Source organism: Sanguibacter keddieii DSM 10542, from assembly GCF_000024925.1.
Classification (GTDB): domain Bacteria; phylum Actinomycetota; class Actinomycetes; order Actinomycetales; family Cellulomonadaceae; genus Sanguibacter; species Sanguibacter keddieii.
In genome coordinates, this window is sequence record NC_013521.1 from 1,783,023 (window position 1) to 1,794,817 (window position 11,795).

Annotated in this window: 9 protein-coding genes; 5 read left to right on the forward strand and 4 right to left on the reverse strand. The window is 73.8% G+C overall.

From position 1 onward, the window contains the following. Positions 1–9 precede the first annotated feature (9 nt). The 4 genes from SKED_RS18945 to SKED_RS07820 are packed head-to-tail and all read left to right on the forward strand — an operon-like array spanning position 10 to position 4,377. Positions 10–786: a hypothetical protein gene (locus tag SKED_RS18945; protein ID WP_012866598.1), complete on the forward strand. Its 777-nt coding sequence runs from the start codon at positions 10–12 to the stop codon at positions 784–786. Then, positions 783–1,889 carry a CbiQ family ECF transporter T component gene (locus SKED_RS07810; protein ID WP_012866599.1) on the forward strand — a complete coding sequence of 369 codons (1,107 nt, stop codon included), beginning with the start codon at positions 783–785 and terminating at the stop codon, positions 1,887–1,889. The genes SKED_RS18945 and SKED_RS07810 overlap by 4 nt, the downstream gene beginning before the upstream one ends. Continuing rightward, complete coding sequence (locus SKED_RS07815) at positions 1,886–3,529, forward strand: ABC transporter ATP-binding protein (protein ID WP_012866600.1); 1,644 nt, start codon at positions 1,886–1,888, stop codon at positions 3,527–3,529. The genes SKED_RS07810 and SKED_RS07815 overlap by 4 nt, the downstream gene beginning before the upstream one ends. Further along, on the forward strand, positions 3,526–4,377 hold the full coding sequence (locus tag SKED_RS07820) for an ECF transporter S component (protein WP_012866601.1): 852 nt from the start codon (positions 3,526–3,528) through the stop codon (positions 4,375–4,377). Before SKED_RS07815 ends, SKED_RS07820 begins: the two co-directional genes overlap by 4 nt. 22 nt (positions 4,378–4,399) lie before the next feature. Here SKED_RS07820 and SKED_RS07825 read toward each other — a convergent pair whose 3' ends face one another. Then, the gene (locus SKED_RS07825) at positions 4,400–4,939 is read right to left on the reverse strand and encodes a TetR family transcriptional regulator C-terminal domain-containing protein (RefSeq protein ID WP_012866602.1); all 540 of its coding nucleotides are present in this window, start codon (positions 4,937–4,939) and stop codon (positions 4,400–4,402) included. 93 nt (positions 4,940–5,032) lie between these two features. On the opposite strand from SKED_RS07825, the gene SKED_RS07830 reads away from it, so the two are divergent. Beyond that, complete coding sequence (locus tag SKED_RS07830; protein WP_012866603.1) at positions 5,033–6,277, forward strand: DUF418 domain-containing protein; 1,245 nt, start codon at positions 5,033–5,035, stop codon at positions 6,275–6,277. On the opposite strand, the gene SKED_RS07835 is transcribed toward SKED_RS07830, so the two are convergent. From SKED_RS07835 to SKED_RS07845, 3 genes are all read right to left on the reverse strand, one after another. Next, positions 6,231–7,190, reverse strand: coding sequence for a phosphotransferase (locus SKED_RS07835; protein WP_042437869.1), 960 nt, complete (start codon positions 7,188–7,190; stop codon positions 6,231–6,233). The genes SKED_RS07830 and SKED_RS07835 overlap by 47 nt on opposite strands. Before the next feature lie 75 nt (positions 7,191–7,265). Beyond that, a complete protein-coding gene (gene metH, locus SKED_RS07840) occupies positions 7,266–10,796 on the reverse strand; it encodes a methionine synthase (protein WP_012866605.1) in 3,531 nt (1,176 codons plus the stop codon). A gap of 89 nt (positions 10,797–10,885) precedes the next feature. Beyond that, entirely contained in the window at positions 10,886–11,764 is an 879-nt protein-coding gene (locus tag SKED_RS07845) for an NAD-dependent epimerase/dehydratase family protein (protein WP_012866606.1), read from the reverse strand. Positions 11,765–11,795 lie beyond the last annotated feature (31 nt).

The following is an 11,795-nucleotide window of genomic DNA, read 5'->3' on the forward strand; positions in this document are numbered from 1 at the left end:
CCCGGACCGGTGGACGTGCTCGCCCTCGCGGCCGCGGTCGGCACGGCTCTCCTGGTGAGCGCCGCAGCGCCGGCGACGCCCGGGGCCGTCCCGACCCCGTGCGACGGCGTGGCCGTGGTCGTCGACGGCGGTGCGCTGGACGCAGGTGCGCTCGACGGCGGTGCCCCAGGCAGTGTCTCGCCCGGCGTGCTGAGTGCTCTCGGCTGCGCGGACGTCGACGTCTCGGTCACCGCCCACGACGCCGCGACGGTGGCCGGGGTCGAGCTGGAGGGCACGCAGCAGTGGGGTGCGGCGTTCGTGTGCCGCGTGGACGGCCGCCCGGCGGTCGACGAGGGGCTGCGGCGCGCCGACGGGAGCGTCGGTACGGAGCCGTGCCTCCGTACCCCGTCACAGGGGGCGTACTGGGCGCTGTGGACCTCCTCCGGGGGATCGGCGTGGGTCTATGCGGACCAGGGAGCGACGACGCTGGAGGTCGGCCCAGGCGACGCGGTCGGTCTCGTCTTCGTGACCTCTGACAGGCCCGAGCCGCCGCGTGTCGCGCCTGCCGAGTCGCTCGCCGGCCTTGCCCCGACGGGCTGGAGGGCCGACGGCGCGTCGACGGCCACCGGTACGGTCCACGGCGAGGCATCGGAGCCCGTCGATGGGGCGACTGGTGGGACCGACGCTGACGGCCCCGGTGGCCCCGGCGGCCCCGGCGGCCCGGGTGGGGTGGCGCTCGTCGGTCTCGGTCTGGCGGCCGCCCTGCTCGCCCTCGCCGTCCTGCGGTCACGGGCGCGACGACTGTGACCGGCGCTGGTCAGGTCCACCCGGTCGCCTGGTGGGTGTGGGGACTGTGCGTCGCGGCCGCTGCCACGACCACCACCCACCCGGTGGTCCTCGCGGTCCTGGGGAGCGCGCTGCTCGCCGTCGTGGCGTCGTGCGCCGACCCGGCCCGACGGCGCTCGACCTTCCGCACCTACCTGTGGGTCGCCGCCTGGACGGTCGCGGTCCGTCTGGCGTTCCGGGTGGTCTTCCCGACGGGCTCGGGGCAGGGTGTCCTCACCCTGCCCGAGCTGAGCGTGGGACCGGTCGTGCTCTTCGGGGTCGTGAGCCGAGAGGCTCTGCTCAGCGGTCTGACGGGTGGGCTCCAGCTGGCCGTCGTCATCCTGGCGGTCGGGGCCGCCCACACCCTCGCCGACGCCCTGGGGCTCCTGCGGCACGCTCCGTCCTCGCTCGCCGGGATCACGACGGCCCTGGTGGTCGCGGTCTCGGTGCTGCCGGCCCTCGGGCGCGCGGTCCTCGACGTCCGTCGGGCGGCCCGCCTGCGGGGTCGGCGCCCGGGCCTGCGCCGGACGGTCGTGCCGGTCCTCGAGGCGACGATGGAGCGCTCTCTCACGCTCGCGGCGGCGATGGAGTCCCGCGGGTACGGGGCGACCCCGGCCGCCGACCAGCCGCTGGTCGCGTCGGCGCGCCCTCGGCTGGTCCAGCCGCTCGCGTTGCTCGGCGCGGTGGCGGCGGTCGCCCTCGCGACCTACGCGCTCTTCGACGCGTCCTGGCCCGGCTGGGGCGCGCCCGTGCTCGCGGGCCTGGCGGTGCTGCTCTGCGTCGTCGCCCTGAGGACCGGGACGACGCTGCGCCGGACCGTCTACCGTGCAGAGCGGTGGACACCACGGTCGGTGGTGGTCGCCGCCTCCGGGGCCGGCAGCCTCCTGCTGCTCGCGACGGCCGTGTCGCCGCGTGTCGCGCACCCCGGGCCCGCCCTGGTGCCCGACCTCTCCGTGACGGCCCTCGTGGCCGCGCTGCTCGTCGCGGTCCCGCTCGTGGCAGCAGGTGCGGTGGGAGCACGAGCCGACGGAGGACAGCGGGCCCGCGGGACGGACCACGACGAGCCCGCGGAGGCCCACGCATGATCACCTTCGACGACGTCACCCTCGTGCACGACGACGGCCGGGTCGTCCTCGACCACGTGACCACCTCGGTCCGGGCGGGTGAGCTCACGCTGGTCGCGGGCGGCACCGGCTCCGGCAAGTCGACGCTGCTGGCCATGGTCGACGGGCTCGTGCCGCACTTCTCGCCCGGGCGCATGACCGGCGAGGTCACGGTCGACGGGCGCTCGACCCGCCTGGTCCGGCCGCGCGACCTCGCCGACGTCGTCGGGTACGTCGCCCAGAACCCCGCGCACGGGTTCGTGACGTCGCAGGTCGAGTCCGAGCTCGCCTTCTCGATGGAGCAGCGCGGGGTGTCGCCGGCAGCCATGCGGCGCCGCGTGGAGGAGACCCTCGACCTCGTCGGTCTCGCCGAGCTGCGCGACCGTCCGCTGCGCTCGCTCTCCCTCGGCCAGCAGCAGCGCGTCGCCATCGGCGCGGTCCTCACCGCGACCCCTCAGGTCCTCGTGCTCGACGAGCCGACCTCGGCCCTCGACCCGGTCGGGGCGGAGGAGGTGCTGGCCATCGTCCGTCGGCTCGTCGAGGACCTCGGTCTCACGGTGGTGCTCGCCGAGCACCGTCTCGAGCGGGTCCTGCACGCCGCGGACCGTGTCCTCTACCTGCCGGGCGACGGATCGGTCCGCTCCGGCGGCGCCACCGACCTGCTGCGCGGGACCTCCAGCGCCCCGCCCATCCTGCGCCTCGCCGACGCCCTCGGCTGGGACCCGGCACCGCTCACGGTCCGCGCGGCACGCCCCTTCGCCCGCGAGCTGGTGCGCGTGACGGCGGAGCCAGTCGCCGCCGGGCCCTCCGGCCACGTCTCCGGTCCGGTCCGATCACCAGCCCCGAAGTCGCCGCCTTCTCCGCAGCCCCGCCTCTCGGCCCGCCGCCTGGACGTCTCCCACGGCGACGTCCAGGCCGTGCGCCGTGCCTCGCTCGACCTGGCGCAGGGCGAGGTGGTCGCCCTCATGGGCCGCAACGGCTCGGGCAAGTCCTCCCTGCTGTGGGCGCTCCAGGGCAGCGGGCCACGGGAGCGGGGCGACGTCCGCGTCGACGGGACCGATCCGGCCCGGATGGGGGCACGGCGAGCCCGCGAGCTCGTCGCCCTCGTCCCGCAGGACGTGTCCGACCTGTTCTTCTGCGAGACCGTCGACGACGAGTGCCGTACGGCCGACGCCGACGCCGGGGCCCCGGAGGGCACGACGCGGACGCTCCTCGGCGCCATGGTCGAGGGCGTCGAGGGCGGGACCCACCCCCGAGACCTCTCCGAGGGCCAGCGGCTCGCCCTCGCCCTGGCCGTCGTCCTCGCCGTGCCTGCGCAGGTCCTCCTGCTCGACGAGCCGACCCGCGGTCTCGACTACGCCGCCAAGGGGCGGCTCGTGGAGACCCTGCACCGCATGGCCGCGGACGGCACCGCCGTGCTCGTCGCCACGCACGACGTCGAGCTCGCGGCCGACCTCGCCGACCGGGTCGTCCTCATGGCCCAGGGCGAGGTGGTCGCGGACGGCCCGGCCCGCGAGATGCTCACCGCGTCGACCGGCTTCGCGCCCCAGGTGGCCAAGGTCTTCGCGCCTCGCCCCTGGGTCCGGCTGTCGGACGTCCCCGGGCTCGAGGAGCGATCGTGACCCGCAGCGGGGCGACGCACGGACGCGTCGGCGCGGACCCGCTGGTCCACCCCGGCGCAGGCCCGCTGGTGGCGCGCTGGGCCTCCGGCGCGCTGCTCGTCGTGACGAGCCTGCTCGGCCTGGCGATGTTCTCCTGGCCTCTCGTGGCCAGCGTCCTGCCGAGGTCCTCCGAGCAGGGTGCCCCGTGGCTGCTCGTCGTGCTGCTGCCGGTCCTCCTGGTCCTGCTGCTGGTCCAGCTGACCGGTGGAGAGCTCGACCCCAGGACCCTCGCGCTGCTCGGCGTGCTGTCGGCGGTGAACGCCGCCCTGCGCCTGCTCAGCGCCGGGACCGGGGGCATCGAGCTGGTCTTCTTCCTGCTGGTCCTCTCGGGCTACGTCCTCGGCCCGACCTTCGGGTTCCTGCTCGGGACGGTGTCGCTGGCCGCGTCGGCGCTGGTGACCGCCGGCGTCGGCCCCTGGCTGCCCTTCCAGATGATGGCCGCCGGGTGGATCGGGCTCGGCGCGGGTCTGCTCGGACGTGCGCTCGCCGGCAGGGTCCGGCCCCGGGGGTGGGCGGAGATCGGCGCGCTCGCGGTCTACGCGGCACTGGTCGCCTATCTCTTCGGCGCCCTGATGAACCTGTGGTTCTGGCCCTTCGCGATCGGCGGCGACACCTCGGTGTCGTACGTCCCCGGCGGGGACCTCGGCGAGAACCTGCGGCGCTTCGCCGTCTTCACGCTCACGACGTCGACCCCGACGTGGGACACGGTGCGGGCCGTCACCAACGTCGTCGCCGTGCTCCTGCTCGGGCGCCCCGTACTCGGGACGCTGCGCCGCGCGCAGCGCCGCGGTGTGCTCGCGCGTAGCTGACGTAGTCCGGGCGACCGGGCCCTCAGGTGAGCAGGTCGAGGATCCGGTCGACGTTGGCGATCGCGCCCTCCTCCGTCAGGACGCCGAGCAGCAGGTCAGACCCGGTGCCGTAGACGGCTGAGAGCAGCAGCGCGGCGTCAGGCTCACCGCCGGGCAGGTCGACGCTGAAGATGTCGACCAGCCGCTGGTAGCGAGTGCGGAACTCCTCGGCGAGGGTCGGGTCGTCGGTGGCCCCCCGCTCGAAGGCTGTCACGACCCGGGTCTCCCGCGTGCGCTCGTCGTCGAGCGGGAGCAGCTCGAGCAGCAGGGCGCGCAGCCGGGGTGTGCCGCCTGCGGGGTGCGCGACGCTCGCGGCCTCGAGGCGCTCGGCCAGGCGCCCGACCTGGTGGTCGACGGCGGCGACGAGCAAGCCGTGCCGGTTGCCGAAGTGGTGCTGGATGGCGCCGGTGGTGACCCCGGCGGCCTGTGCGACCTCGCGCAGCGGCATCGCCGGGGGGTGCGGTGTACCGAGGATCGTCACCGCTGCGGCGACGAGCGCAGCGCGCGCCTGGTCGTCTGACATCCTCTGTCCCTCCGTCGTGCCGTCATGCCGTCGTGGCGTCGGGGGAGACTCTACCGACGCACCCACATAACACTTGTAATGTAGCGTGGTGTCATGGCAACCACCGCACAGCCCGCACGCCCACCAGCAGCAGGCCGCGTCCTGGCTCCCGACCTGGCCCGGGGCCTCATGCTGCTCCTCATCGCCCTGGCGAACGTGCCCTGGCACACCGCCGGCTCCGGCTCCTCGGGCCGGACCACCTACGACCCGGACGGCAGCCTCCCGGACCGCGTCTGGCAGGCCGTCGCGACCGCCACGGTCGACGGCCGCAGCTACCCGCTCTTCGCCTTCCTCTTCGGCTACGGCATCTGGCAGCTCTACTCCCGCCAGGTCCGGTCGGGGACCCCACCACGCGAGGCCCACCGGCTGCTGCGCCGCCGCCACACCTGGATGCTGGTGTTCGGCGCGGTCCACGCCGCACTCCTGTGGGGCGGCGACATCCTCGGCGCCTACGGGCTCGTCGGACTGCTCGTCTGCTGGCTCCTGCTCGACCGTCGTGACCGGACCCTCGCCGTCTGGGCGGGCACCCTCGGCGGCCTGCTCGTGGTGGCAGCGACCGTGACAGTGGTCGCCGGGGTCCTCGTCGGCGCCCCCGGGGGACCAGGCGACCCCGCCGACCTGCCGGACCCGGCCGCGGCCGAGGGCTACGCCGCGTCTGTCGCCCTCCGGTCGGGCATGTGGCTCGTCGTCACCGTCGGCCAAGGGGTCCTCACGCTCGCCGTCCCCGCGGCTGTGCTCCTTGGGATCCTCGCCGCCCGTCACGGCGTCCTCGAGCACCCTGACGCGCACCGCAGGCTGCTCCTGGCCACGGCCGCGACGGGCATCCCGCTCGCCTGGGGTGCCGGTGCCCTCGCCGTCGCCCAGGCCGCAGGGGCCCTGCCCGGCATCGCCCCCTGGACCTTCGACGTGCTGGTCGTCGCGACCGGTCTCGCCGGCGGGCTGGGGTACGCCGCAGCCTTCGCCCTCGTCGCGGCCGCCTGGCAGCGCCGAGGCCTGGGCCGTGCTGGTGACGCCCTCGTGGCTGTCGGCAGGCGGTCCATGACCTGCTACCTGCTGCAGTCGCTGCTCTTCGCCCCGGTCCTGGCCGCCTGGGGCCTCGGCCTCGGGACGGGCCTCACCGACTGGCAGGTCGCCCTCTACGCCGTCGCCGTCTGGCTCGTCACCGTCGCGGTCGCCGTCTGGCTCGACCGGACGGGGCGCCGCGGGCCCTTCGAGCGGCTCCTGCGCCACCTGGCGTACCCGCGGCCGACGCTCAGCCCAGAGACCACCCGCGACGCCTCGACAACCAGGACCGGCTAGCGTCCCGGTACCAGGCCTGGTGGGCGCGCAGGTACGGCGAGGTCTCGACGTGGTCCTGCGCGGCCGCCCAGGTGAGGTACCCGAGCAGCAACGCCAGCACGCCGTCCACGAGGTCCGGGTCGACGTCCCGGGTGAGCGGCTCCCGGGCGAGCAGCGCGTCCGCGTCGACGCCGTCGCCGTGCGCCTGGACGAGCAGCGAGACCATGTCGAACCAGGCAGGACCCGCCGCGACGAAGTTCCAGTCGACGGCCACCGCGCCGCTGTCCGTCAGGAGCACGTTGTCGTCGCGGACGTCCGTGTGGACGACGGTGGTCGCGGGGGAGGCAAGCATCCGCTCGGCGAGCCCGACGCAGGTGTCGCGCCAGGGCGGCTCGAGCCTGCGGACCAGGTCGAGCTCCGTGGCGAGCTCGTCGGCGAGCAGCGGGACGACCAGCCCCGGGGGCGGGGGCGTGAGCAGCCGGGCGTTCTCGGTGAGCATCGCCAGCACGAGGTCGAGCTCGTCCTCCTGCCAGGGCCGCCGCGGGTGCTGCCCCTCGACGTCCTCCATCACAGCGACGAACCACGGGCCGTGCTCGAGGGTCCAGAGCGCTCGCGGGGCGTGCACACCGGCGGGCAGGCCCGCCGTGACCTCGCACTCACGCCGGTAGGCGTCGACCACCCAGGACGCGGTCTCGGACGACGCGGCCTTGACGAACACCCGGCGCCCGTCGGCGAGGAGCAGGCGCGACGCCAGACCCGGCGTGAAGCCGGAGTCCTGCGACCGGGCCTCGACCACCAGGGCGCCGAGCCGGGACTCGACGGCCTCGCGCACGCCGACCGGCAGCGAGGACCACCGGGGCCGCAGCGCGGTCGCCCCGGTCGGCACCGCGCCCCCGCGCACGGGAGGCGCGGACGCCGTGTCGCCGCTGCTCATGGCTCCGTCACAGACAACGCTCCGTCACAGACATCGCCCCGTGACAGACATCGCCCCGTCACACTCATCGCCCCGTCACACCGAGAAGTACTTCGCGGCCGGGTGGTGGAACACGATCGCGTCGGTCGACTGCTCAGGGTGCAGCTGGAGCTCGTCGGAGAGCACGACGCCGACGCGCTCGGCGCGCAGCAGCTCCATCACCTTGCGGCGGTCCTCCATGTCGGGGCATGCCGGGTAGCCGAGGGAGAACCGGGCGCCGCGGTAGTCGACCTTGAACATGCCGTCGAGGTCTGCGGGGTCCTCGGCGGCGAAGCCGAGCTCTTCGCGGACGCGGGAGTGCCAGAACTCCGCGAGGGACTCGGTGAGCTGCACCGAGAGGCCGTGCAGCTCCATGTACTCGCGGTACCGGTTCTCGGCGAACAGCCGGGCGGTGTGCGGGTCGACGGAGGCGCCCACCGTCACCAGCTGGAAGGCGACGACGTCGACCTCGCCTGAGTCCTTCGGCCGGACGAAGTCGGCGAGGCACAGGTGCCGGTCGCGGCGCTGCCGGGGGAAGGTGAAGCGCATGCGCTCCGTGCCCGGCTCGCCGCCCGAGCCGCCGTCCGGGCCCTCGTGGTGCAGGATCACCATGTCGTCGCCGTCGGCCACGGCGGGGAAGTAGCCGTAGACCACCGACGGGTCGAACATGTCCTCGGTCTTGATGCGGTCGAGCCAGTCGCGCAGCCGCGGGCGCCCCTCGACCTCGACGAGCTCTTCGTAGCTGGCGGAGTCGTCGGCACGGGAGGGCTTGAGGCCCCACTGGCCCATGAAGGTCGCGCGCTCGTCGAGGAACGCGGCGTAGTCGGCGAGCTGGATGCCCTTGACGATGCGCGACCCCCAGAACGGCGGCGTCGGCACGGGGTTGTCGGAGGCGATGTCCGAGCGCGGGGGGAGGTCCTCGTCGGCGGTCTGCGTGACGGTGACCGTCGCGTGGCGGCGCTTCTTGAGCGCGGGCAGCCCGACGGCGGCGACGTCCTCCCCTCGGGCGACCCGGACGAGCGGCTCCATGAGGCGCAGCCCCTCGAAGGCGTCGCGGGCGTACCGGACCTGGCCGTCGTAGACGGCGTCGAGGTCGTCCTCGACGTAGGTGCGGGTCAGCGCCGCGCCGCCGAGCAGCACGGGGTACTTCTGCGCCAGGCCGCGCGCGTTGAGCTCTTCGAGGTTCTCGCGCATGACGACGGTCGACTTCACGAGCAGCCCGCTCATGCCGATGACGTCGGCGTGGTGCTCCTCGGCGGCCTCGATCATCGCGGCGATGGTCTGCTTGATGCCGATGTTGACGACCGTGTAGCCGTTGTTGGTGAGGATGATGTCGACGAGGTTCTTGCCGATGTCGTGCACGTCGCCGCGCACCGTCGCGAGCACGATGGTGCCCTTGCCGGCCTCGTCGGTCTTCTCCATGTGCGGCTCGAGGTACGCCACGGCCGTCTTCATGGCCTCGGCGGACTGCAGCACGAAGGGCAGCTGCATCTCGCCCTTCCCGAACAGCTCTCCGACCACCTTCATGCCCTCGAGCAGGTGGTCGTTGATGATCGCGAGGGCCGTCATGCCCTCGCCGAGCGCGAGGTCGAGGTCGGTGTCGAGGCCCTTGAGGTCGCCGTCGAGGATGCGCCGCTCGAGCCGCTCCCCGAGGGGGAGCGCGGCGAGCTCGGCGGCCCGCTGGTCCTTGAGCGCCGCGGTGTCGACGCCGGCGAAGAGGTCGAGGAGGCGTGCGAGCGGGTCGAAGGTCATCGCGCCGTCGGCGTCGTACTCGCGGCGGTCCCACACGAGGTCGAGGGCCGCCTTGCGCTGCTCGTCGGGGATCTTGGCGAGGGGCAGGATCTTCGCGGCGTGCACGATCGCCGAGTCGAGCCCGGCCTGGACCGCCTCGTGCAGGAACACCGAGTTGAGCACGACGCGCGCGGCGGGGTTGAGCCCGAAGGACACGTTCGAGACACCGAGGGTCGTGTGCACCCCTGGGTACTTCGCCTTGAGCGCACGGATCGCCTCGATGGTCTCGATGGCGTCGCGTCGGGTCTCCTCCTGGCCGGTGGCGATCGGGAAGGTCAGGGTGTCGACGATGATGTCGGCGACGTCCATGCCCCACCGGCCGGTGAGGTCGTCGACGAGCCGGCTCGCGATCGCGAGCTTGGTCTTGGCGGTGCGTGCCTGGCCCTCCTCGTCGATGGTGAGGGCGATGACGGCCGCGCCGTGCTCCTTGACCAGCGGCATGATGCGCCCGTAGCGCGAGGTCTCGCCGTCGCCGTCCTCGAAGTTCACCGAGTTGACCACGCCGCGTCCGCCGACGAGCTCGAGGCCGGCCTGGATGACGGGCGGCTCGGTCGAGTCGATGACGAGGGGCAGCGTCGAGGCCGACGCGAGGCGCGACACCACGGAGCGCACGTCGGCCACGCCGTCGCGGCCCACGTAGTCCACGCACACGTCGAGCAGGTGCGCGCCGTCGCGGGTCTGCGCGCGGGCGATCTGCACGCACTCGTCCCAGTCCTCGGCGAGCATCGCCTCGCGGAAGGCCTTGGAGCCGTTGGCGTTGGTGCGCTCGCCGATGGCCAGGAACGAGGCGTCCTGGTCGAAGTCCACGTGCGTGTAGAGGCTCGCGACGCCCTTCTCGGGCTCGGGGGTGCGCTCGACGACGGGCGCCCCACCCACGGCGTCGACCACGGCCCGCAGGTGCTCGGGCGTCGTGCCGCAGCACCCGCCGACGAGGCCGAGGCCGAACTCGCGGACGAACTGCTGGTGCGCCACCGCGAGCTCGGCCGGGCTCAGCGGGTAGTGCGCGCCGTTCGCGCCCAGCACCGGGAGCCCGGCGTTGGGCATGCAGGTGACCGGGACGGCCGAGTGCTTGGCGAGGTGGCGCAGGTGCTCGCTCATCTCCGCGGGACCCGTCGCGCAGTTGAGGCCGATCGAGTCGATGCCGAGCGCGGCGAGCGTGGTGAGCGCCGCACCGATCTCGGAGCCCATGAGCATGGTGCCCGTCGCCTCGACGGTCACCTGGACGAAGATCGGCACCTCGACGCCGGACTCGGCCATGGCCTTCTTCGACCCGTTGACCGCCGCCTTCGTCTGGAGGAGGTCCTGGCTGGTCTCGACGAGGATCGCGTCGGCACCGCCCGCGACGAGACCGGCGGCCTGCTGCGCGAAGGTGTCGCGCAGGTGCGCGTAGCTCGTGTGCCCGAGGCTCGGCAGCTTGGTGCCCGGCCCCATCGAGCCGAGGACCCAGCGTGGCTTGTCGGGCGTGGCGTGCTTGTCGGCGCTGCGCCGCGCGACCCGTGCACCCGCCTCGGCGAGCTCGAAGATGCGGTCGTCGATCCCGTAGTCGCCGAGGTTCGACCAGTTGGCCCCGAAGGTGTTGGTCTCCACGCAGTCGACGCCGACCGCGAAGTACGCGTCGTGGACCGACTCGACGACGTCGGGCCGGGTGACGTTGAGGATCTCGTTGCAGCCCTCGAGCCCCTGGAAGTCGTCGAGGCTGAGGTCGGCCGCCTGCAGCATTGTGCCCATCGCGCCGTCGGCGACGACGACCCGGGTGGCGATGGCGGACTTCAGGGCAGCAGCGCGCGCGGTGAGCATGGAGCCAGTCTAGGGACGACGCCCGACAGCCAGGCGGGCGCCCGCCAGGTGGTCGGCTGCCGGGCGGGTGCCCTCGGGGTGCGGGCTGCTCAGACCTGGTCCCGCCACGAGTGCTGCGGCTCGAAGCCGAGCACGCGCCGCGCCTTGTCGATCGACAGCAGCGTCTCGTGCGTGCCCAGGGTCCCGCGCACCGGGACGCCGGGGAACTCGGCCGCCGCGAGCTCGGCGCTGCTGCGGCTCATCACGGTGTCGGCGTTGGCGACGACGAACACCTCGAAGCCGGGCCGGCCGTGCTCGAGCGACCGTCGGACCGCCTGCGCCCCGTCCCGGGCGTCGATGTAGCCCCAGGCGTTCCAGCGGCGCAGCGAGGGGTCGGCGTCGAACCCGGGGAAGGCCGCGTAGTCGTGGGGCTCCATGACGTTCGAGAACCGCAGGGCGTGGATCATCAGCGACGGGTCCTGGCGGCACATCTGCTCGGCGGTGTGCTCGCCGAGCAGCTTGGACAGCGAGTACGAGCTCTCGGGGCGGCCCGGGTACTCCTCGTCCACCGGGAGGTATGGCGGGGGAGTCTCGAAGGGCAGGCCGAGGACCGTCTCGCTCGACGCCCACACGACGGTGCGGATCCCCGCGGTGCGCGCCGCGGAGAAGACGTTGTACGTCGAGACCGTGTTCGTCTCGAAGATCACGTGGTCGGGGAACCCGCCAGGGGCGGGGATCGCCGCGAGGTGCACGACGGCGTCGACGCCGCGGTACCGGTCGTCGACCGCGGTGAGCACCGCGACGGTCTGACCCAGGTCGGTGAGGTCGGCCCGCACGTACGCGCAGCCCTGGTCGGCGGGCGGCGGTGCGACGTCGACGTTGACCACCTCGTAGCCGTGCTCGAGCAGGTCGGCGACGCAGGCGCGCCCGAGCTTGCCGCTGCCGCCGGTGACGACGACGCGTCGTGCCTGGTCCGTGGTCCTGTCCATGAGACTCCTGTCGTGGGTGCAGAGGGTGACG